Raw genomic sequence first — 21,547 nt, forward strand, 5'->3', positions numbered from 1 at the left:
CTACCCCGCCCTGCGGCCCGTGCGACAGCCATTAACGGGGCAGTCCGGGTGCCACGAACCTCACGGCGTCACAGACGGCACGGGGCTCACGGGTCCAGGTCCTCGCCGGAGCGCGCGTCGAAGATCCGCATCGCCTCGGCCGTGACCGGTCCGGGCACGGCCGCGCCCGTCGCACGGTCGTCGACCCGGTGGACGGCCTGCACATCGCGCAGCGTGGAGGTCAGGAAGATCTCCTCGGCCTGCTCGAGCGCCTCGAAGGGCAGGTCCGTCTCCTTGGCCCCGGCCCACTCCACGACGAGGGCGCGGGTGATGCCGGCCAGGCAGCCGGAGGCGACGGGAGGCGTGTGCAGCTCCCCGTCGAGTACGACGAACACGTTGGAGCCGGTGCCCTCGCAGAGCCGCCCGACGGTGTTCGCGAACAGGGCCTCGGAGGCCCCGGCCCGGTGGGCGGCGGCCAGCGCGACGACGTTCTCCGCGTACGAGGTGGTCTTCAGGCCGGTCACGGCGGAGCGCTCGTTGCGCACCCAGGGCACGGTGATCACGGCCGTGGTGTCCGGCCGGCGGGCGGTCTCGCCGAGGGCCACGACCAGGGTGGGGCCGGACTCCCCGCGGTCGGAGCCGAGCGGGGAGACGCCGCCCGTGTACGTGATGCGCAGCCGGCCGAGCGGCATCGGATTGGCCTCCAGGACGGCCGCGCAGGCCCGGCGCACCTCGTCCAGGTCGGGATCGGGCAGCCCGAGACCGCGGGCCGAGCGGGTCAGCCGCTCCAGATGCCGGGTGAGCGCGAAGGCCGTGCCGAGTTCCGCCTTCAGCGTCTCGAACACACCGTCGCCCACGGTCAGCCCGTGGTCGAACACGGACACCTGTGCGCTGTCGGCGTCCCGCAGCGCGCCGTCGAGCCAGATCCTCACCGTACGATCCCTCCGCTCACCCATGGGTACCAGTCACCTCATGGGCTCCTGACGCTACCCGGAGCAGCCGGGCGGCCTTCAGTTCGGTCTCGGCCCATTCCCGCTCGGGGTCGGAGCCCCAGGTGATGCCGGCTCCGGTGCCGAAGAGCAGGCGCGGGCCGCCCGGGCCCTGGCGGTCGATCCAGAAGGTGCGGATGCCGACGGCGAGCTCGGCGGTGCCGCGGTCGGCGTCGACCCAGCCGATACCCCCGCAGTAGGGGCCGCGGGGGGCGGTCTCGAGGGCTTCGATGATCCGCAGCGCGGAGGACTTGGGGGCGCCGGTGACGGAGCCGGGCGGGAAGGTGGCGGCGAGCAGCTCGGGCCAGCCGGCGCCGTCGGCGAGTTCGCCGCTGACGGTGGAGACGAGGTGGACCAGGCCCGGGTGCTCCTCGACGGCGCACAGTTCGGGGACGGCGACGGAGCCGGTGGCGCAGACCCGGCCGAGGTCGTTGCGCACGAGGTCCACGATCATCACGTTCTCGGCGTGGTCCTTGGGCAGGAGGTCGGCGGCGGTCCGGCCGGTGCCCTTGATGGGGCCGGACTCCACGTGGCGACCGGCCCGGCGCAGGTACAGCTCGGGGGACGCGGTGGCGATCTCGACGCCGTGAGCAGGGAGGCGAATCGTTCCTGCATACGGGGCCGGGTTGCCGCGCGCGAGCAGCGCCGTGAGGGCGTCGACGTCGGCGCGGTCCGGGTCGGGCAGGGGCGCGGACATCACGCGGCAGAGGTTGGCCTGGTAGACCTCGCCGGCGGCGATGTACTCGCGGATGCGGCGTACGCCGGCCGTGTAGGCGGCGCGGTCCAGGGAGGAGGACCACCGGTCGGCGGCGGGGCCGCGCCAGGCTCCCGCGACGGGCGCCGGGACGGGGTCGGGGCGTATGTCGCCGAAGCGGGCGCAGACCAGACGCCCCTCGAAGTCTGCGGACACCGCCCAGAAGCCGGTGGAGTCGAGGGCGGAGGGGTCGCTGGTGACGTCTCGGAGGTCGGTCGCGAGGAGGCCGCCGAAGCGGGCCAGGGGGAGCAGGTCGTGCACGGCTGCGAGTCTATGACCGGTGACGCCGCGGCGCCGGTGAGGTGACTGCCGGGTGACCGGTGGTGATCGAGCGGCAGCACGCTGCGGAAACGCGTTTTTGAGCTGGCCCGGGAATCCGCTAGAGTTCAACACGTCGCCAGGGAGCGAAGGGGGAGAACCCCGGAGCGAACACGGTGACCTGCGGACGTAGCTCAGTTGGTAGAGCACCACCTTGCCAAGGTGGATGTCGCGAGTTCGAGTCTCGTCGTCCGCTCGAAGTGGGGGATCTTCCCGAGAACCCCTGCAGCTCCAGGTGGAGTGGCCGAGAGGCGAGGCAACGGCCTGCAAAGCCGTCTACACGGGTTCAAATCCCGTCTCCACCTCCAAGGACGATTAGCTCAGCGGGAGAGCGCTTCCCTGACACGGAAGAGGTCACTGGTTCAATCCCAGTATCGTCCACTGGTCCGCAAGGATCCCCGCGCGATTAGCTCAGCGGGAGAGCGCTTCCCTGACACGGAAGAGGTCACTGGTTCAATCCCAGTATCGCGCACGCAGTACACGCACCACCTGCGGTTTCGTACCGCGGTCCCGCGCGATTAGCTCAGCGGGAGAGCGCTTCCCTGACACGGAAGAGGTCACTGGTTCAATCCCAGTATCGCGCACCACCCCCGGAAGCCCCGGCCGTTTCGACGGCCGGGGCTTCCGCGTTGTCGAGGCGGCTCAGGAGGAGAAGAGCATCCGGCCGAAGCCGCCCTTGTGGTGGCCGTGGTGACCGTGGCCGCCGTGGTGCGGGGCGCCCCAGGCAGGGGCGGGCGCCGCGTGAGCGGCCGGGTACGGGGCCGGCGGCGCGGCGGGCGGCGGGACCTGGCCGTACTGGGCGCCGGTGTACTGGGACTCCAGGCGGGTCAGCGCCTCCAGCTCGCCGTAGTCGAGGAAGATGCCGCGGCAGTTGCTGCACTGCTCGATCTGGACACCGTTGCGGTTGTAGGTGTGCATCATCGCGTGACACTTCGGACACTGCATGACCGGATCAACTCCTCGCCGTCTGCTTCGACACCGGATGCATGCCCGGTGGCGTGAGCCTCACCCTACGACGGAGCCTGCGGCTCCAAGTCGGGCGGGAGGGTGGCGATTCGGGCACAGGAGTCCACCATCAGCCGTTCCAGGTCGTCGAGTCGACGGTGGTTTTCTACCGATTTGGCCAGGGCCAGAGCTGCGGTCTGCACGGTCAGGGCCCGGGCGGCGAGGTCCAGTTCCGGCCAGGGGTCGGAGCCGGCCGGCCCGGCCGCCGGGCCTCCGGCGGCGCGGTAGGAGTCGAGGAAGCGGACCCAGGTGCCGGTGTCGAGCAGCCCGGCGGCGTACCAGGCGGCGGGCCGGGCCAGATCCCACGCGGGGGTCCCGATCCCGAGGTCGTCGACGTCGATGAGCCGCCAGCCCCCGTCGGGTCCGGGGCCCCGGACCAACTGCCCGAGGTGCAGGTCCCCGTGGCACAGCGCCCCGCCCCGGGGCGCCGGCGCCTCCCCCCGCACCCAGGCGGGCAGGGTCCGCGCGGCGGCCCGTACGAGGTCGCCGGCGGGACGGCCCTCGGCCGGGCTGGGCACGAGGGCGGAACCGGTACGGGACCCGGCCGCGCCTCCGGAACCGGCCGCACCGGTGGCAGCGGGGACGCCCACGGGCCCGGCCGCCCCGGCGAAACCGACGGCAGCGGCACCGGCAGCCCGGCCGGGAGCCGTCGCCCGCGCCAGGCGGCGCAGGGCCCGGGCCAGTTTGGCCGGACCGCGCATCGGCGGGACCGGGCCCGGCAGCCGGTGCACGGGCACCTGGTGAAGGGCCGCCAGCAGTCGGCCGGCGGCCTCCCAGGGGGCGTCCTCGGGGCGCTCCGGGTCGACCGGGGCCCCGTACGGCCACAGGGACACGGGCCGGCCCCCGAGGTAGCCGACCTCGGGGCGCAGCGGGGCCAGCAGTACCCCGGCCAGCGCCTCGTCCGCGGCGATCCGCATCCGCACGGCGAGGCCTTCGCGGTCGCTGTCCCCGGCGTGCGCCTTGGCCACGATCTCGCCGCAGCGCACGACGGTCCCGTCCTCCCGCTCGGCGAGGAGTTCGTACGGGGCGTCCTGCTCCCCCGCGCCGGCGTACGCCGCGAGGGCGGCGGGCAGTGGCTCCTGGTTCATCGCGGCTCCACGGCTCCCGTCGCTGGCGTCTCGGGAGCAGGTTACGGAACTGCGGGACGGCATGAAAAAGGGTGCTGCCCGTCCGACTCCCCAGTCGGACGGGCAGCACCCTTCTCCTGCCGTCCGTCGCGCCCCCGTCCCCACGGGGTGCAACAGGCCGATGTCCCGGTCCGGGCCGCTCTCCCGGACCCGGGGCGCCGCTCAGCGCCCCAGCATCACGCCCACGGACGACGCCTGTACCGCCACCTGGTCGAACCCTCCGAAGAGGAAGAGCAGGAGGGCGGCCAGGGGGAGCACCATGGCCGCGGCCACCAGTGGATGGCGCGTGCCGGACTCATGGCCGTTGAACGCGAATGCCTTGCGTCCTTGCCGTGCGATGTCCGCCATGGTCCTCTCCCTGTCGGTTGCAGCGGCGGGTTCGTGACCTCGGGGGACGAGTGCGCCACCCGCCGCTTGTCTTCAACACTAGGCGGGCGCACGGCCCCTGGCCTCCTGCCCTCGTACCCCTTGGCAGGCCTCCAGGAGGATGACGGGGCCACCTCTCGTGTACTCCCCTGGGTGGAGACCGCTCCCCCGTACTGGGGGTCTTCCCGGAGGGGATGACCGGAGGGTAGTGAGTTCGCTCACTTCCGTCACTCCCCGCGCATGCGTGTCCGCCGACGGGGTACGCACAAGATCCCCCTGCCCGCCGGCCCCGCGCACGCGCCCCCCGCCCGCCGTGTGCCTGGCGCACCACCCTTCCGAGTGCCTCAATCCCCTTGGCGCCAGGGCCGTTTGGCCGTACCGGCAAGTGCCGTACGGACATGGGTCCGTGTGGGTGAGGAACCCTCAAGTGGGCTGTGCCGCACTGACAATCGAATCCTCGGGCGAGGGCGCGGCCTCTGAGCGCGCGTGGCGGATGGTCCGTAAGCTGTGGCACGTCAACAGGACGACCGGTCAGCGGGGTGGACATGGCGATGATGCGGCTCCGGCGCGAGGACCCGCGTGTCGTCGGCTCATTCAGGCTGCACCGACGGCTGGGTGCCGGCGGTATGGGCGTGGTCTACCTGGGATCCGACCGGCGTGGCCAGCGTGTCGCGCTCAAGGTGATCCGGCCGGATCTGGCCGAGGACGAGGAGTTCCGCTCGCGTTTCGCGCGCGAGGTGTCCGCCGCCCGGCGGATCCGCGGCGGGTGCACCGCGCGCCTGGTGGCCGCGGACCTGGACGCGGAGCGGCCGTGGTTCGCCACCCAGTACGTGCCCGGCCCGTCCCTGCACGACAAGGTGGCCGAGGAGGGTCCCCTCACGGCCGCGCAGATCGCCGCGATCGGCGCCGCGCTCTCCGAGGGACTGGTCGCCGTGCACGAGGCGGGGGTCGTCCACCGCGATCTCAAGCCCTCGAACATTCTTCTGTCTCCCAAGGGCCCCCGGATCATCGACTTCGGGATCGCCTGGGCCACCGGTGCGAGCACCCTCACCCATGTGGGCACGGCCGTCGGCTCCCCCGGCTTCCTCGCGCCCGAGCAGGTGCGCGGGGCGGCCGTCACCCCGGCCACCGACGTCTTCGCGCTGGGCGCCACCCTCGCCTACGCGGCGACCGCCGACTCGCCCTTCGGGCACGGCAGTTCCGAGGTCATGCTCTACCGCGTGGTGCACGAGGAGCCGCATCTGGTCGGGGTCCCGGACGCGCTCGCGCCCCTCGTCCAGGCCTGCCTGGCCAAGGATCCCGAGGAGCGGCCCAGCACGCTGCAGCTGTCGATGCGGCTGAAGGAGATCGCGGCCCGCGAGGCGCAGGGGCTGTCCGACGGGCGGCCGCCGGTGCAGCGCGCGCGGACCGAGCGGCCCACCGGGCGGCTGGCGGAGCGGGGCGATGCGTACGCCGACCAGCGCACGGAGCGCCGTACGGGCGGTACGCCCGTGCCCCAGGCGCCGAACCAGGGCCAGGGACAGGGCCGCGGCCAGGGCCCGGACAGCGGACCGCACGCCCGGCCCTCCGGCGCACGGCCTCCGTCCTCGCGGCCCTCGTCCTCACGGAACCCGGGCGGCCCGTCGTCCCGGCCGACGGCGGGGCGTACGGGCGGCCGCCCGGCCCCGCGTACGACGGGCACGGGGCGGCGGCCGTCGCGGCCGGACCCCAGACTGATGCGTCAGCGGCTGATCGTGTTCGTCGTGGTGACGCTGATCGTCGCGCTGGGCATCGCCGCGGCCCAGAAGTTCTGACGTACTGGAGTTCGGACTTCGTGGAGTTCTGACGTCCTGAGGTTCTAAGCGGGCTCGGGGAAGTGGGGGGCGTTTCCGCGTCGTGCGGCGCGGTGGATCGCACGGCGGAGCGGCGCCCCCGTACCGGGCGTACTCGGGTGCCGAGACAACGCGGCGAGGTGCCGTGCCGGGCGGCGCGGGGGCGTGCCCCACTTCCCCGAAACCGCTCAGAGCTCGGGCGGGGTGGGCGCCGGGGACTGGGGCGGGCGGGTCGCGTAGAAGGCGACCGCCGAGGCCGCGGCCACGTTCAGCGAGTCGATCCCCTCCGCCATGGGGATGCGGACCCACTCGTCGGCGGCCCGCAGCGCGTACGTGGACAGGCCGTGCCCCTCGGACCCGAGCATGATCGCGGAGCGCTCGAAGCGCTCCGGCGGGACCTGGTCCAGCGGCGTGGCCTTCGGGCTCGGCGTCATGGCCAGGATCCGGTAGCCCGCCTCGCGGACCTTCTCGAGGTCGGCGGGCCACTTGTCGAGGCGCCCGTACGGTACCGAGAACACGGACCCCATCGAGACCTTGATGGCGCGCCGGTAGAGCGGGTCCGCGCAGTCCGGGGACAGCAGTATCGCGCTGATGCCGAGGGCGGCGGCGCTGCGGAACGCCGCCCCCAGGTTGGCGTGGTCGACGAAGCCCTCGAAGACGGCGATGCGGCTGCCCGCCCCCTCCCCCGCGAGCAGCTCGTCGGCGGTCGGGAGCGGCTTGCGCTGCATCGAGGCGAGGGCGCCGCGGTGCACGTGGTAGCCGGTGACGCGTTCGGCGAGCTCCGGGGTGACGGCGTAGACCGGCGCCGGGAGCTCGTCGATGACGTCGCGCATGACGTCGACCCACTTCGCGGAGAGCAGCATCGAGCGCATCTCGTACCCGGCGTCCTTGGCGCGTCTGATGACCTTCTCGCCCTCGGCGATGAACAGGCCTTCTTCGGGCTCGCGTCGGCGCCGCAGTTCGACGTCGGTCAGGCCCGTGTAGTCGCGCAGGCGCGGGTCGTCGGGGTCTTCGACGGTGATGAGATCAGCCACAGGGTGATACTGCCTTGTCCGGGGTGTGGTGCCAACGGCCCTGCCGGGCGTTGGGGGGTGTCTTGGTGTCTTGTCGGTCGGGCCGGATCAGGGAGGGCGACGCGAGCCCGGTCTGATCGGCACGACACCCCCCATGCTTCAGGCGGTCGGGGTACCGACGTTGACGACCTCGCCGATCACGATGACCGCGGGCGGACGGATCTCCTCCGCCCGTACGGTCTCGCCGACGGTGGCGAGGGTGGCGTCCACGCGGCGCTGGGTGGCGGTGGTGCCCTCCTGGACGACCGCGACCGGGGTGTCGGCCGAGCGGCCGTGGCGGACCAGGGCCTCGGCGATCAGGCCGATCTTGTCGACGCCCATCAGGATCACCAGGGTGCCGGTGAGCTTGGCGAGGGAGGCCCAGTCCACGAGGGAACGCGGGTCGTCCGGGCCGACGTGGCCGCTGACCACGGTGAACTCGTGCGCCACTCCCCGGTGGGTGACCGGGATGCCGACGGCGCCCGGGACCGAGATGGAGCTGGAGATGCCGGGGACGACGGTGCAGGGGATGCCGGCTTCGGCGAGGGCCTGGAGCTCCTCCATGCCGCGGCCGAAGACGTAAGGGTCCCCGCCCTTGAGCCGGACCACGGCCTTGCCGGCCTTGGCGTGCTCGATCAGGGCGTTGTTGATGGCCTCCTGGGCCATGAAGCGGCCGTACGGGATCTTCGCGGCGTCGATGACCTCGACGTGCGGCGGGAGTTCGTCGAGCAGGTCGCGGGGGCCGAGCCGGTCGGCGATGACCACGTCGGCCTCGGCGAGGAGGCGGCGCCCGCGGACGGTGATCAGGTCGGGGTCGCCGGGGCCGCCGCCGACGAGGGAGACGCCGGTGGTGCGGGTGCGGGCCGTGGCGAGGGAGCCGTCGCGCAGCCCCTCGACGACGGCGTCACGGACGGCGGCGGAGCGGCGGGGGTCGTTGCCGCTCAGGACGGCGACGGTCACGCCCTCGACGCGGCCGGTGGCCGGGGTCCAGGCGGTGGCCGCCTCGGCGTCGTCGGCCCGCACGCACCAGACCCGGCGGCGCTCGGCCTCGGCGGAGGCCGCGTCGTTGGCGGCCCGGTCGCGGGTCGCGATCAGCGCGTACCAGGCGCCGTCGAGATCGCCGTCCTGGTAACGGCGGCGCTCCCAGCGGATCTCGCCGGTCTCCGCCATGGCGTCCACGGAGGGCGTGGCGGAGGGGGAGATCAGCAGGACGTCGGCGCCGGCCGCGACCAGCGCGGGCAGCCGACGCTGGGCGACCTGGCCGCCGCCGATGACGACGACGCGGCGGCCGGCGAGGCGGAGTCCTACGGGGTACGCGGGGTGTTCGGCCATAGCGGTGCGGCTCCTGATGCGGCGGTGTCTGCAGGCCGCTGCTGCGCTGGAGCGGCTGGGTCGGGTGGGGTGACGTGCGCTTTCCCTGTCCGGGTCCACGATACGACCCGTGCCCCCACCCCTGGGGCTCCGCCCCCGGACTCCCCCGGCCCCGGACGGTGGGACCGCTGCGCGGGGCTTGTCCTCTACCCGTCCTTCGCCTGTTCCCCGGGCTCCGCCCGGACCCGCGCGGCGTTTGAGCGAACGGGCGCGGAGCGCCCGTCGGGGGGCCGGGGGCTTGCCCCCGGTTTCGGGAAGGGGCGGGGTGGGGTGGGGGAAAGGCCCCGCGCAGCGGACCGTGGCTACTTCTCGGTGACGCCCGCCGCGTCGAACGTGGCCACCTCGTGCATCGCGCGGGCCGCGCTCTGGACCAAGGGGAGGGCCAGCAGGGCGCCCGTGCCCTCGCCGAGACGGAGGTCCAGGTCGACCAGCGGGCGCAGGCCGAGCTTGTTCAGGGCCGCCACGTGCCCCGGCTCCGCGCTGCGGTGGCCCGCGATGCAGGCCGAGAGGGACTCGGGGGCGATGGCCCGGGCCACCAGGGCTGCCGCGCCCGCGCTCACGCCGTCCAGGATGACGGGAGTGCGCAGGGACGCTCCGCCGAGGAGCAGGCCGACGATGGCCGCGTGCTCCAGGCCGCCGATGGCCGCCAGGACGCCGATCGGGTCCGCCGGGTCCGGCTGGTGCAGTTCCAGCGCGCGGCGTACGACCTCGACCTTGCGGGCGTGCGTCTCGTCGTTGATGCCCGTGCCGCGGCCGGTGACCTCCGCCGGGTCGACCCCGGTGAAGACCGAGATCAGGGCTGCGGAGACCGTCGTGTTCGCGATGCCCATCTCGCCGGTCAGGAGGGCCTTGTTGCCTGCTGCAACGAGGTCGCGGGCCGTCTCGATGCCCACCTCGATGGCCGCGATCGCTTCCTCGCGGGTCATCGCCGGGCCCGTGGAGAGGTCGGCCGTGCCCGGGCGGACCTTGCGCGGGAGCAGGCCCGGAGTGGCGGGGAGGTCGCCGGCGACACCGACGTCGATGACACAGACCTCGGCGCCCACCTGGTTCGCGAACGCGTTGCAGACCGCGCCGCCGCCCAGGAAGTTGGCGACCATCTGCGTGGTGACCTCCTGGGGCCACGGGGTGACGCCCTGGGCGTGGACCCCGTGGTCGCCCGCGAAGATCGCGACCGCGGCCGGCTCCGGGATCGGCGGCGGGCAGACCCGGGAGAGGCCGCTGAGCTGGGCGGAGATGATTTCGAGCATGCCCAGGGCTCCGGCGGGCTTGGTCATGCGCTTCTGGCGCTCCCAGGCCTCGCCCAGCGCCTTCGCGTCGAGCGGGCGGATGCTGGCGACGGTCTCCGAGAGCAGGTCGTGCGGCTCCTCGCCGGGCAGCGCGCGGCGGCCGTACGTCTCCTCGTGCACGACCCAGGCCAGCGGCCGGCGCTGCGACCAGCCGGCCTGCGCCAGCTCCGGCTCCTCCGGGAACTCGTCGACGTAGCCGACGCACAGGTACGCGACGACCTCGAGGTGCTCCGGCAGGCCGAGCTCGCGGACCATCTCGCGCTCGTCGAAGAAGCTGACCCAGCCGACGCCGAGGCCCTCGGCGCGCGCGGCGAGCCAGAGGTTCTCGACGGCGAGGGCCGAGGAGTACGGGGCCATCTGCGGCTGGGTGTGCCGGCCGAGGGTGTGACGGCCGCCGCGGGTGGGGTCGGCGGTGACGACGATGTTCACCGGGGTGTCGAGGATGGCCTCGATCTTGAGCTGCTTGAACTGCTTCGCCCGGCCCTTGGGCAGCGACTTCGCGTAGGCCTCGCGCTGGCGCTGGGCGAGCTCGTGCATCGACCGGCGGGTCTCGGCCGAGCGGATGACGACGAAGTCCCAGGGCTGGGAGTGGCCCACGCTGGGCGCGTGGTGCGCGGCCTCCAGGACGCGGAGCAGCACCTCGTGCGGGATCGGGTCGGTGCGGAAGCCGTTGCGGATGTCGCGGCGTTCGCGCATGACGCGCAGGACGGCCTCGCGCTCGGCGTCGGTGTACGCGGGGGCCGCTTCGCCGGCGGAGGGCTCCACGACGGGCTCGGGCGCGGCCTCGGCGACCGGCTCGGCCACTGCTTCGGCCTCCGGCTCGGCAACCGGCGCGGGGGTGGTCTCGGGAGCCGCTTCGGGCTGCACCGCCACGGCCTCCGGAGCGGGCTCCGGTACGGCTTCCGGCGCGACGGGAGCCGCCGGGGCCTCGGGAGCGACCGGCTCGGCGGCGACGGGCGCCTCGGCGACGGGCTCGACGGCCTCGGGGGCCTGAACCACCGCTTCTGCAGGCAGGGCCTCCGGCTCCGGCGCGGCGGCCGGCATCTCCACCACGGCTGCGGGCGCCACCGGTACGTCCACCGGCGCGGCCTCGGCCACGACCGGCTCCGGCTCGACGGCGGGCGCCACCGGGGCCTCGGCAGGCTCCGCGGCAACAGGCGCAGGCGTCTCGGCGACGGGCTCCGGCGCGGCCTCCACGACCGGGGCGGGCTCCGGCACGGCGACCGGCTCCGGCTGAAGGGCTTCCGGGACTTCGGGGACTTCGGGGACTTCGGCGGCCACGGGTGCCATGACGGGCTCGGGGGCCACGACGGGCTCAGGGGCCACGACCGGCTCGGCAGCCACGACGGGCTCCGGCGCGGCCACGGGCTCGGCGGCCACCACGGGCTCCGGAGCTGCCACGGGCGCCGGCTCCGCCGTCCACGGCTCGCCGGCCTGCGGCGGGGTCTCGCCCGGCTGCGGCGCGGCCGGTACGGCGGCGGCCTCGGGGCGCGGGACGTCCAGGTACTCGGGACCGGCGGTCGGCGGCCCGGCCACCTGCACCGGAATCGGAGCCGCCGGGGCGCTCACGGCAGCGGCGACGACGGCCACGACCGGTGCGACGGGCGCCGCGGCAGCCATGGGAGCGGCCGCCGGACCCCGGTCGGCGAGCGAGCGTACGACTCCGCCGGTGGCCTCGGGCACGGGCGGACCCATGTGCAGCGGCCGACGGGCGGGTACGGCCGGGGCGACGGGCGCGGCCGTGGCCATCGGGGCGGCGGCCTGCGGCGGGACCACGAGGCCGCCGAGGTCGAGCGCGCCGGTGTCGCGGCCGCCGGCCTCGTGCGCACCCGCGCTGTACGCGTCGCCGTAGGAGGGATCGGGGAACGCGGGCTGTGCGGGGAACCCGGGCTCCGCGTACGCGGCCGGCGCCTCGGGGTACTCGGCGTAGGGCGCGTCGCCGTACGAGGTCTCGACGGGGAAGACGGGCGCCGGCGGGACGACCTGCGGGTCGCTCCACGCACCCTGGCCGCTCGGCATCAGCAGCAGTTCCTCGTCCTCCGGCTCGGCCGGGTTGTCCACGAGGTCCTGGAAGGCGTAGCCCTGGACGGGAGCGGGGACGGGGCCCGGGTTCTGGACCGGAGCGGGAATGCCCTGCTGATCCACCATGCCCGCGTTGTCCGGGAGACCCTCGCCCGGTACCTGGCCGGTGTCAGTCATGCGTACCCCTCGCCCATCGGTTGTGCCTCTTCGATCGCCCGGTCGCCCACGAAGCCCGCCGGGCGGCGTTGCCGCGTGGGGTTGCCGTGCGATGCGTTTCGTCTCTCGCACGCCCTGCGCGACAACCAGTAAGCATTGTCGCGCCCGTTAGCCACCACGGCAGCCATAACTGCCATGGTCCGCTGTGGACTGCGCCACGTCGCGCATCGGGCGGTGCCGTCACCCCCGGACACAGCAGGGCGGTACGACGATCGGCCAGCCTACCGCGGCGTCTGAGCTAGTGCCGCGTCAGGCAGCGTTTGCCCGTCAAGGAGCGGCGTCCGGTGCGTGCTCTCGGCGTGCCGGCCGCAAGCGCTCGTACTGGACGTACTTGAGCTTTCGGCCGGCACGGCGAGAGGGCGTGCCGGGCGTCGCGACGGGGCGAACGTTGCCTGACGCGGCACTAGCGGTTCACGGGGCGTTCGGCTGCCAGGAGAAATACGACGGAACGGTCCTGTTCACCCCACGTACGGGTGTCCAGGCCCACGGACTGGAGGAGCGCGCACTCGACGGTGTAGCCGCCCTCGGTGAGCGCGCGGCCGATCGCCTCCGCCTCGTCGCGGGTGGAGGCGTGGCTGACGATCCGTTCGGGGCGGCGGTCGGCGACGGCCGCGACGACCTCGGCTCCCCCGCCGCCGATGCGGACGACGTCGGGTTCGGGGAGGTCTTCCAGTACGTGCGGTGCGCGGCCGGCGACGACCTGGAGCTGTACGCCCCGCTTGCGGGCGGCGGCAGTTGCGCGTTCGCAGGCGCGCGGGTCGGCGTCCACCGCGATGACGGCGGCGCCGAACGCGGCGGCCTCCACGGCGAAGGCGCCGGAGCCGGTACCGATGTCCCAGACGAGGTCTCCGGTACGCGGGCCGAGGCGGGCGAGCTGGGCGGCGCGCAGCTGGGCCGACTCGCCTTCCCCGGCGTCGGCCAGGGGGCGGGCCCAGCCGCGGGCGCCGGTCTGGGCGGGGCTCTGGCCGAGCAGCCATGCCGGTTCGGCGGTGGCGGAGGAGGAGAGGGCGGAGGCCTGTCCGCCGATGACGATGACGACGTTGGGGTCGCGCCAGCTGTGGTCGGCGGCCCGGTCGGAGGTCAGGACGGTCACCTGTTCCTTGGCGGTGCCGAGCTCCTCGCAGATGACGAAGGTGCGGTGGACCCCGCCGAGCAGGAGGGCGAGCTCGGCGGGGCCGGCGCCGGGCGAGGTGAGGACGGCGACCTTGGCGTGGGCCCGGCAGACGTTGACGGCCCGGCGCAGGGTGCGGGGGTGGGCGACGACGACCTGGGCGTCGTCCCAGGGCATGCCGGCGCGGGCGAAGGCGGCGGCGACGGAGGACACGGCGGGGACGACCTCGACCTCGAGGCCGTGCTCCGGGGCGCGCAGGGTGCGTACGGCGCCGAAGAAGCCGGGGTCCCCGTCGGCGAAGACGACGGCGGTGCCGCGGTGGCCGGCGATGCGGCGGGCGGCGAGGCCGAGGCTGCCCAGGCGGATGCGTTCGGCGGTGGGCGGGACCTCGGGGAGTGCGAGGTGGTGTGCGGCGCCGGCCACGAGGGTGGCTGCGGAGAGCGCGGACCGGGCGGCCGCGGTCAGGGGCGAGCCGTCCCAGCCGATCACCGTGACCCGGTCGGCCATCGTCGTCAGTCTCCTGGGGTGGGGGCGGGCGAGGTTTCGTCGGCAGGGGCGGGCACGGTGAGACTACCTGGTCATCAGGTCAGCTCCAGTCGGCGCCGATGGCGTAGCCGCTCGCGCCCGCCTGTGCGCCGCGGCCGTATCCGTAGTCGTCGTGGCTGTTGTAGCCGTCGTAACCGTCCGGGTCCGCGATGTCGTCGATGTCCTCGGGGAGCAGGCTCCAGACGATGAGGTCGGTGCGGGTGTCCGCCCAGGAGCCGTCGGGGTTCTGGGTGCGCACTGTCCCTGCGTTGCGCAGGACGCCTTCGCTGATGCAGCCGATCTTCTGGGCCACCTGCTGCGAGGCGGTGTTGTCGGCGGCGGTGCGCAGTTCGAGGCGTTCGAAGCCCTGGTCGCGGAAGAGCCATTGGACGACGGCGAGTACGGACTCGCTGGCGTAGCCCTCGCCGCGGGCCCAGGGGGCGGTGACGTAGCCGACCTCGGTGCTGCGGATGCGCCAGTTGGTGTTCTGCAGGTGCACGATGCCGACGAGGCGCTGGGTGAGGAACTCGGTGACGGCGAGGACGATGCCTCTGCCCTCGGTGCGCTCCGCGTGGGAGACCCGGGTGGCCCAGGCCTGGGCGTCGGCCTGGGTGTAGGGGTGCGGTACGGAGGTCCAGGCGGTGACGTGCTCGTCGTTCATCATCTCGGCGAGCGCGGTGACGTCCTCCCCGTCGAAGGGGCGCAGCACCAGCCGGTCCGTGCTGATGGTGACGTCCGGGAACGTGGTAGTCATGCGCAGCTCCATGCCGTTGCTGGACCGTTTGTGCGGGTCGTAGGCACAGCATGCAGCATCGACAGCGGGATGTGGCGGCCGGGTTGCCCGGAAGCGGGCAGCGCTCGGCCCCGCACACCCACCCGGGGCGTACGGGGCCGGACGGCTGGGACGATCAGGCCTTCGGGGCGCCGAAAGCGGGGACGACCGAGCCCTGGTACTTGTCCTCGACGAACTTCTTGACCTCGTCGGAGTTGAGGAGCTTGGCGAGCTTCTCGATCCGCGGGTCCTTCTCGTTGCCGGCCTTCACCGCGAGGAAGTTGGCGTACGGGTTGCCCTCGGCCTTCTCCAGGACCAGCGCGTCCTTGGCGGGCGAGAGCTTGGATTCGAGGGCGTAGTTGCCGTTGATGACCGCGGCGTCCACGTCGTTCAGGGCGCGCGGGACCGTGGCGGCCTCCAGCTCCTTGAACTCCAGGCCCTTCTTGTCGGTGATGTCGGACAGCTTGGCGGCGGTGCCGACGCCTTCCTTGAGGGTGATCAGGTTGTTCGCGGCGAGCAGCTGGAGCGCGCGGCCCTCGTTGGTGGTGTCGTTGGGGACGGCGATGGTCTGGCCGGCCTTGATGTCGGTGAGGGCCTTGACCTTCTTGGAGTAGAGGCCGAGGGGCTCCAGGTGCACGTTCACGACGGGCACGATGTGGGTGCCGTTCTTCTTGTTGAAGTCGTCGAGGTACGGCTTGTGCTGGAAGTAGTTGCCGTCGACCTGGCCCTGCTCGGTGGCGGTGTTGGGGAGCACGTAGTCCGTGAACTCCTTCACCTCCAGCTTGAGGCCCTCCTTGGCCGCGAGCTTGTCCTTGACGAAGTTCAGGATGTCGGCGTGCGGGCTCGGGGAGGCCGCGATGACGAGCGGCTTGCTCTCGTCGACCTTGCCGCCGTCGGCCTTGGTGGAGGACGGGTCCGAGGAGCTGCCGCAGGCGGTGAGGCCGAGGGCGAGCGCGGCGGAGGCGGCGGTGAGGGCGGTGACCTTGATGTTCTTACGCACGAAGAGTGCCTTTCATTGCGATGCAAGTGCGCAGGTCTTGCGCGGTTCTTGCGGGTGGTGGCGGCCCAAGCACGACAAGTGCGGGCTTTCCGGGGTGGAGAAGTCTGAGGGTGTCGGCCTGCGCCGGTCAGGCGGTCCGGCCGCGGCGGGCGAGGAGGCGGACCACGCCGTCGCCGATCAGCTGGATCACCGTGACGATGGCGACCAGGACCACGACGGTGGCGAGCATGAAGCCGGTCTCGAAGCGCTGGAAGCCGTAGGTGATGGCCTTGGAGCCGAGCCCTTCGCCGCCGACCGCGCCCGCCATGGCGGAGTAGCCGATCAGCGTGATCAGGGTGGTGGTGACGCCGGCGGCCAGCGAGGGCAGGGCCTGCGGGAGGAGCACCTTGCCGACGAGGGTGGGAACGCCGCCGCCCATGGACTCGACGGCCTCGATCAGGCCGTGGTCCACCTCGCGGACGGCCGTCTCGACGAGGCGGGCGAAGAAGGGGATGGCGCCGATGGCGAGCGGGACGATCATGGCGGTGGGGCCGATGAAGGTGCCGACGACGGCGGTGGTGACCGGGATCAGGGCGATCAGCAGGATGATGAACGGCAGCGAGCGGCCTATGTTCACGATCACGCCGAGGACCTTGTTGAGCGGCCGGTTCTGCAGGAGGCCGCCCTTGTCGGTGAGGACGAGCAGGATGCCGATGGGCAGTCCGCCGAGGACGGTCACCAGGGTGGACCAGAGCACCATGTAGAGGGTGTCGTACGTGCCCTGGGTGAGCAGGGGCTGCATCTCGGACCAGGTCACTGGGCACCATCCTTGACGAGCTGGGCGAGCTCGGCGTCGGCGTCTTCTGTGTTTTCGGGCTCGTCGACGTGGTCGACCTGCAGGCCCTGCTCGCGCAGGAAGCCCACCGGAACGACGTTGTCCTCGTAGCGGCCGGGCAGCTCGATCCGCATGCGGCCGATCTGGCGGCCGGCGACTGTGTCCATCGCGGCACCGAGGATCGAGATGTCGATGTTGTACGTCCGCGCCAGCTGGGAGATGACCGGCTGGGTGGCGGCGTCCCCGTGGAAGGTGACGTCGACGACCGTGCGATCGGGGCCGGTGGCGGCGCCGCTGACGGGGAAGAGTTCGCCGGCGAGCTCGGAGCCGGGGGTGGCGAGCAGTTCGGCGACGGTTCCGGACTCGATGATCCGGCCCTGCTTCATCAGGGCTGCCGAGTCGCAGACGGTCTTGACGACGTCCATCTCGTGGGTGATGAGCAGGACGGTCAGGCCGAGCTGCTGGTTGAGATCGCGCAGGAGCTGGAGGATCGAGCGGGTCGTCTCGGGGTCCAGGGCGCTCGTGGCCTCGTCGGAGAGCAGCACCTTGGGGTCTCCGGCCAGGGCGCGGGCGATGCCGACGCGCTGCTTCTGGCCGCCGGAGAGCTGGCCGGGGTAGGCCTTGGCCTTGTCGGAGAGGCCGACGAGGTCGAGGAGTTCGAGGGCCTTGCGGGAGCGCTCGCGGCCGGAGACGCCGAGGATTTCCAGGGGCAGTTCGATGTTGCCCTGCACGGTGCGCGAGGACAGCAGGTTGAAGTGCTGGAAGACCATGCCGATGCGGCTGCGGGCCTCGCGGAGCTCCTTGCCGGCGCGGCGGCCGCGGCCGGCCAGGGCCGTGAGGTCGACGCCGTCGACGGTCACGGTGCCGGTGGTGGGGCGCTCGAGCAGGTTCACGCAGCGGATCAGGGAGGACTTGCCGGCGCCGCTCTGGCCGATGACTCCGTAGACCTCGCCCTCGCGGACGTGCAGATCGACGCCGTCCAGGGCGGTGACCTCGCGGCCACGGGACTGGTAGACCTTCGTGAGGCCCGATGTGGTGATCACAGGAATTCCGTCGCTGTCGAGTGCGCGGCGCAAGCGGGTGCCGGGCACGGGGCAAACATCTGGGGACGCGATACGGGTCAGATCATCGGAAAATGACGCTGACGACGCGTGCGCGGGGCAGGGAGCGATCCGGTGCTGCTGCGGGGCGGCGTACGGACGGGCTCGGCCGGTCTCGCTTCGGGGCGCGAGACTGCAAGGAGAGGGGCCCTCAGAAGGCGCACATTCGACACATACAACGAGCACCGGGCGTCATCGTCGCCTCGGTCGCAAGGGTGCGGCTGCTCGTCGTGGTCATGGGCCCCAGTAAAGCAGACCTATCCCTTCACCGATCAACGATGTCCGCATAGCGGACGGAATCCGCCCGCATTCCGGACAGCACCGCTCAGGGCCGGTCATCCGCGACGAAGGCCCTGTCGGCCATGCTGACCTGCGCGGACACGGCCCGGTAAGCCCGTACGCGGTGGTACACGCGGGGCCGGGCGGGAGCCTCCGCTGTGGCCAAGGCCACGACGTACGCGTACCGCAGGGCCGCCCGCCCGCAGGGGTGCGCGCGGCCGGTCCGGCGGCCCGTAATACCCTCGCTGCATGCTCGACGCCCTGACCGTCGCCCTCGGGGCGGCCGCACTCGCCCTCGCCGCCTGGTGCGGATACGCCGCCCTGCGGGACCAGCCGACCAAGGACTGGCACTTCATCGGCATGGGCGTGGTGACCCTGCTGGCCCTGGCCCAGCTGGTGGTCGGCGTGGTGAAGCTGGCGCAGGGCGGCAAGCCCGACGAGGGCACGGTGATCTTCGTGGCCTACCTGGTGGGCGCCTTCGCGGCGGTCCCGGCCGCCGGGCTGCTGTCGCTGAGCGAGCGGACCAAGTGGGGCTCGGTGACGGTGGCCGCGGGCGCGCTCGTCCTCGCCGTGCTCGAAGTGCGCCTCTATGACATTTGGGGAACCCCCGGTGCCTGACACGCAGATGGACGACACGGCCGCCACCCCTGCCGAGCGCAAGCGGCTGGTCTCCGGGCCCGGGCTGCTGCTGGTCTGGCTGTACGGGGTGATCACGGTCGGCGCGGTCTCGCGCTCGATCTACCAGATCACCACCGAGTTCGACCGGGCCCCGCTGCCCTACACGCTGACCGGCCTGGCCGCACTCGTCTACTGCTTCATCACGTACTCACTGGTGCGCGGCGGGGAGACGGCCCGCAGGGCGGCGCGCGCGTGCTGCGCCGCCGAGCTGGCCGGGGTCCTCGTCGTGGGCACCTGGACCCTGGTGCGGCCCGAGTCCTTCCCCGACGCGACGGTGTGGTCGCAGTTCGGGATGGGCTACCTGTTCATCCCGGTGATCCTGCCGATCACCGGGATGCTCTGGCTGCGCGCCAAGCGCTGAGCGTCCTGCGCCGGGCGTCAGGCGCCGGGCGTGAGGCGCCGAGCGTCAGGCGCTGACCGCGAAGTCGGCCGCGTCGGTGGCCTCCTTCTCCAGGATCACCAGGCGTACGCCGTCGGAAGCCGTACGGCCGCCGACCTGTACGTAGCCGGCCTTGCGGTAGAGGCGCAGGTTGGACTCGCTCTTGTGGCCGGTGTGCAGGCGGAAGCGGGTGGTGTCGCCGTGGCCCGCGAGGGCCTCCTCGACGGCGCGCAGCAGCCGGGCGCCGAGCCCGTGTCCCTGCAGGCGCGGGTGGACGCAGAGCTTGGCGATCTTGCCGGTGCCGTCCTCGTCGACCTTGCCGCGCACGGTGCCGACCACTTCGTCGCCGAGCCGGGCCACCAGTACCGTGTCCGACTCCAGCTCCGCCTTGAGGGAGTCCAGGGTCTGGGTGAGCGGCTGGATGCGGTAGTTGCCGTACAGCTCGGCCTCGCGCTGGAACGCCAGGTACTGCAGTTTGAGGATCTGCTCAGTGTCCTCGGCAGCTGCCGCCGAAATGGTCACGCTCATGCCCATGTGCGCATGCCTCCCGCTCACCTGGTAGCCCATTGGTCTACCGCTCCCTTCCCCGAAGGCGAGGGGCCGCAACCTCTGACGCCAGCATTCTGCGCAGACATCCCAGGCATCGGGAACGGACGGGTCCCAAACTTCCTTGTGAGATACCCAACTCTCCTGCGATTTCACGGTAGGTGAGGTCTCTGGGCGAAAGAAGTGCCCTCATGAGCTCCGGACACCGTCCGGGCAATCGGGCGACCGCCGACCGGAGGGCGCGGTTCTCCTCCCCGTGCAGCAGGGCGTCTTCGGGTTCGGCGCCCGCGCTCCCGGGCCGGCCGCCGTACGGGATCTCGCGGCGGGCGCGGCGCCGGGCGAGGCGGGCTTCGGCGCGCACCGCCCGGCGCAGCCAGCGCGCCGGTTCGGCGGGGGCGGGGTCGTGTTCCAGCAGCCTGACCCAGACGGCTTGTTCCAGGTCGGCCGCTTCCACGCCGGCGCCCGGGGCTTCCGCGGCCGCCTCGGCGGAGAGCAGCGGGCCCAGTTCCTTCAGGAGGTCGGAGTCCTTCAGCAGGTCCATGCCGGGCGGGACGCTCGGGCCGTGCCCGGCGGTTTCCCCGCCCGGCACAGCCCACCCGTACGTGATGTTCCGCTTATCAGTTGACGCGCGGCGGCCCGGGCGTTGTCCGAAAGGCCGCCGCGAGCCCGGCCTGACCGACAAGACGCCCCCTAGCGGCCGCGGCCCGGGCGGAAGGCTTCCGCCGCGAGCAGTGCGGTGTCCGCGTTGTCCGTGAAGATGCCGTCGATGCCCTGCTCGAAGTACGTCTTGAAGGCGCCGAAGGCGTCCCCGTAGGCGGCCGGGTCGGTGCCCTTGCGGTACTCGGCCGGCAGGAAGCTGTTCTCGTTGCGCGCGGTGTAGGGGTGCAGCACCAGCCCTCGGGCGTGGGCGTCCTTGACCAGTGTCGTCGGGGTGCCGAGCTTCCCGGCCGCGTCGCGCGGGATGATCAGGTCCATGGTCGGGCCGATGCCCTGGGCGAATCCGGCGATCCACTTCAGGCCCTCGGGCTTGACCAGGTCCGTCACCGTCCGCGGGTCCTTGGCCTGCTCGAAGTCCCAGGGCCGGGTACCCGCCGCGGACAGCAGGACCACGCGCGGCGCGGAGACGAGCTTGGAGAGCCGCTGGATGCTGGAGGGCTCGAAGGACTGGAGGAAGAGCGGTGCGTTCCGGCCGTCGCGGCCGTAGCGGCGCAGCAGCTTGGCGAGGGGCTCCTCGAGGCCCAGGCCCAGGGACCGGAAGTACGTGGGGTGCTTGGTCTCGACGTGCAGCCAGACGTGCTTGCCGCGCCGCTTGCCCTCACGGTCGGCCCAGCGCAGCACCTCTTCGAAGGTGGGCACGTCCCACCGGCCGTCGTAGAGCGTGTTGCGCTGGCGGACGGCGGGGATACGTTCCTTCGCCCGCAGGGTCTTCAGCTCGGCGAGGGTGAAGTCCTCGGTGAACCAGCCCGTGACCGCGACCCCGTCGATCGACTTGGTCGTACGGCGGGAGGCGAACTCGGGGTGGTCGGCGACATCGGTGGTGCCACCGATCTCGTTCTCGTGGCGGCACACCAGGTGGCCGTCCTTCGTGGGCACCAGGTCCTGCTCGACGACGTCCGCGCCCAGGTCGAGGGCGAGCCGGTACGACCCGAGGGTGTGCTCGGGCCGGTAGCCGCAGGCTCCGCGGTGGCCGATGACCAGCGGGACGGGGAGGTCCCGGTAGCCGCCGCCGTGGCGCGCGTCGGCCGCGAAGGCCGCCTCCGCCGATTCCGCGGTCTGCGCCGCCTGCGCCGCCGAGGCGGATCCCGCCGAGAGTCCGGCCATGCCGCCGCCCGCTGCCAGGACGGCCGCCCCCAGGACCGTGCGCCGTGCTGCCCCACCCTGCGTCATGAGTGCCACTCCTGTCGTATGGAAGGGCCGGCGGCACCCGGGGTCTCCGGGTTCCTGCGGCCCCGTTCGGCCTGGCGATCGTAGGCAGCAGCCGGTGGCGCGGGGGTGGGCCCGCGGGGAACATGGCGGAAACGTGCGTCAACACTGCGTATCCACCTCG

At 72.9% G+C, this 21,547-nt stretch carries 19 protein-coding genes and 5 tRNA genes; 8 read left to right on the top strand and 16 right to left on the bottom strand.

What is annotated here, in order from left to right; genetic code table 11:
• Positions 1–86 precede the first annotated feature (86 nt).
• Together AB0M76_RS23890 and AB0M76_RS23895 are read right to left on the bottom strand one after the other, a co-directional pair.
• Entirely contained in the window at positions 87–911 is an 825-nt protein-coding gene (locus AB0M76_RS23890; protein ID WP_365954793.1) for an aminodeoxychorismate lyase, read from the bottom strand.
• A 16-nt stretch (positions 912–927) separates the two neighbouring features.
• Positions 928–1,983, bottom strand: a complete 1,056-nt coding sequence (locus tag AB0M76_RS23895) for a chorismate-binding protein (protein ID WP_365954795.1) — start codon at positions 1,981–1,983, stop codon at positions 928–930.
• A gap of 180 nt (positions 1,984–2,163) precedes the next feature.
• On the opposite strand from AB0M76_RS23895, the gene AB0M76_RS23900 reads away from it, so the two are divergent.
• The 5 genes from AB0M76_RS23900 to AB0M76_RS23920 all read left to right on the top strand — a co-directional run bounded on the left by AB0M76_RS23900 (position 2,164) and on the right by AB0M76_RS23920 (position 2,627).
• Positions 2,164–2,236: transfer RNA gene (locus AB0M76_RS23900), tRNA-Gly, on the top strand.
• 38 nt (positions 2,237–2,274) lie between these two features.
• A tRNA-Cys gene (locus AB0M76_RS23905) sits at positions 2,275–2,348 on the top strand.
• 1 nt (position 2,349) lies between these two features.
• Positions 2,350–2,421, top strand: a tRNA-Val gene (locus AB0M76_RS23910).
• A gap of 19 nt (positions 2,422–2,440) precedes the next feature.
• Positions 2,441–2,512: transfer RNA gene (locus tag AB0M76_RS23915), tRNA-Val, on the top strand.
• Positions 2,513–2,552: 40 nt separating this feature from the next.
• Positions 2,553–2,627, top strand: a tRNA-Val gene (locus AB0M76_RS23920).
• Between the two features lie 55 nt (positions 2,628–2,682).
• Here AB0M76_RS23920 and AB0M76_RS23925 read toward each other — a convergent pair.
• The 3 genes from AB0M76_RS23925 to AB0M76_RS23935 all read right to left on the bottom strand — a co-directional run bounded on the left by AB0M76_RS23925 (position 2,683) and on the right by AB0M76_RS23935 (position 4,520).
• Positions 2,683–2,985, bottom strand: a complete 303-nt coding sequence (locus AB0M76_RS23925; RefSeq protein WP_365954796.1) for a zf-TFIIB domain-containing protein — start codon at positions 2,983–2,985, stop codon at positions 2,683–2,685.
• Between the two features lie 65 nt (positions 2,986–3,050).
• Positions 3,051–4,133, bottom strand: coding sequence for a phosphotransferase (locus AB0M76_RS23930; RefSeq protein ID WP_365954797.1), 1,083 nt, complete (start codon positions 4,131–4,133; stop codon positions 3,051–3,053).
• 201 nt (positions 4,134–4,334) lie between these two features.
• On the bottom strand, positions 4,335–4,520 hold the full coding sequence (locus AB0M76_RS23935; protein WP_030294485.1) for a hypothetical protein: 186 nt from the start codon (positions 4,518–4,520) through the stop codon (positions 4,335–4,337).
• A 563-nt stretch (positions 4,521–5,083) separates the two neighbouring features.
• Here AB0M76_RS23935 and AB0M76_RS23940 point away from each other — a divergent pair.
• The gene (locus AB0M76_RS23940; RefSeq protein WP_365954798.1) at positions 5,084–6,331 is read left to right on the top strand and encodes a serine/threonine-protein kinase; all 1,248 of its coding nucleotides are present in this window, start codon (positions 5,084–5,086) and stop codon (positions 6,329–6,331) included.
• A 206-nt stretch (positions 6,332–6,537) separates the two neighbouring features.
• Here AB0M76_RS23940 and AB0M76_RS23945 read toward each other — a convergent pair whose 3' ends face one another.
• From AB0M76_RS23945 to AB0M76_RS23980, 8 genes are all read right to left on the bottom strand, one after another.
• Entirely contained in the window at positions 6,538–7,383 is an 846-nt protein-coding gene (locus AB0M76_RS23945; RefSeq protein WP_267000418.1) for an RNA methyltransferase, read from the bottom strand.
• Between the two features lie 138 nt (positions 7,384–7,521).
• Complete coding sequence (cobA, locus tag AB0M76_RS23950) at positions 7,522–8,733, bottom strand: uroporphyrinogen-III C-methyltransferase (RefSeq protein ID WP_365954800.1); 1,212 nt, start codon at positions 8,731–8,733, stop codon at positions 7,522–7,524.
• A 341-nt stretch (positions 8,734–9,074) separates the two neighbouring features.
• On the bottom strand, positions 9,075–12,257 hold the full coding sequence (gene cobT / locus AB0M76_RS23955; RefSeq protein WP_365954801.1) for a nicotinate-nucleotide--dimethylbenzimidazole phosphoribosyltransferase: 3,183 nt from the start codon (positions 12,255–12,257) through the stop codon (positions 9,075–9,077).
• A 442-nt stretch (positions 12,258–12,699) separates the two neighbouring features.
• A complete protein-coding gene (cbiE, locus tag AB0M76_RS23960; protein WP_365954802.1) occupies positions 12,700–13,914 on the bottom strand; it encodes a precorrin-6y C5,15-methyltransferase (decarboxylating) subunit CbiE in 1,215 nt (404 codons plus the stop codon).
• Between the two features lie 79 nt (positions 13,915–13,993).
• Entirely contained in the window at positions 13,994–14,686 is a 693-nt protein-coding gene (locus tag AB0M76_RS23965; RefSeq protein WP_365954803.1) for a GNAT family N-acetyltransferase, read from the bottom strand.
• Positions 14,687–14,840: 154 nt separating this feature from the next.
• Positions 14,841–15,704, bottom strand: a complete 864-nt coding sequence (locus AB0M76_RS23970; RefSeq protein WP_365954804.1) for a MetQ/NlpA family ABC transporter substrate-binding protein — start codon at positions 15,702–15,704, stop codon at positions 14,841–14,843.
• Positions 15,705–15,831: 127 nt separating this feature from the next.
• Positions 15,832–16,500: a methionine ABC transporter permease gene (locus AB0M76_RS23975; RefSeq protein ID WP_365954805.1), complete on the bottom strand. Its 669-nt coding sequence runs from the start codon at positions 16,498–16,500 to the stop codon at positions 15,832–15,834.
• Positions 16,497–17,561, bottom strand: coding sequence for an ATP-binding cassette domain-containing protein (locus AB0M76_RS23980; protein ID WP_365954806.1), 1,065 nt, complete (start codon positions 17,559–17,561; stop codon positions 16,497–16,499). The genes AB0M76_RS23975 and AB0M76_RS23980 overlap by 4 nt, the downstream gene beginning before the upstream one ends.
• 585 nt (positions 17,562–18,146) lie before the next feature.
• Here AB0M76_RS23980 and AB0M76_RS23985 point away from each other — a divergent pair.
• Both AB0M76_RS23985 and AB0M76_RS23990 read left to right on the top strand, forming a co-directional pair.
• A complete protein-coding gene (locus tag AB0M76_RS23985; protein WP_266668746.1) occupies positions 18,147–18,515 on the top strand; it encodes a hypothetical protein in 369 nt (122 codons plus the stop codon).
• A 7-nt stretch (positions 18,516–18,522) separates the two neighbouring features.
• Complete coding sequence (locus tag AB0M76_RS23990) at positions 18,523–18,936, top strand: hypothetical protein (protein ID WP_365954847.1); 414 nt, start codon at positions 18,523–18,525, stop codon at positions 18,934–18,936.
• A 45-nt stretch (positions 18,937–18,981) separates the two neighbouring features.
• Here the strand turns inward: AB0M76_RS23990 and AB0M76_RS23995 are convergent, their stop codons facing one another.
• From AB0M76_RS23995 to AB0M76_RS24005, 3 genes are all read right to left on the bottom strand, one after another.
• Positions 18,982–19,488: a GNAT family N-acetyltransferase gene (locus AB0M76_RS23995; protein ID WP_030294460.1), complete on the bottom strand. Its 507-nt coding sequence runs from the start codon at positions 19,486–19,488 to the stop codon at positions 18,982–18,984.
• 37 nt (positions 19,489–19,525) lie between these two features.
• Positions 19,526–20,041 carry a sigma-70 family RNA polymerase sigma factor gene (locus AB0M76_RS24000; protein ID WP_365954848.1) on the bottom strand — a complete coding sequence of 172 codons (516 nt, stop codon included), beginning with the start codon at positions 20,039–20,041 and terminating at the stop codon, positions 19,526–19,528.
• A gap of 149 nt (positions 20,042–20,190) precedes the next feature.
• A complete protein-coding gene (locus AB0M76_RS24005) occupies positions 20,191–21,387 on the bottom strand; it encodes a glycerophosphodiester phosphodiesterase (RefSeq protein ID WP_365954807.1) in 1,197 nt (398 codons plus the stop codon).
• Positions 21,388–21,547: the final 160 nt, after the last annotated feature.

It is taken from the genome of Streptomyces sp. NPDC051364, assembly GCF_040682115.1.
GTDB lineage: Bacteria > Actinomycetota > Actinomycetes > Streptomycetales > Streptomycetaceae > Streptomyces.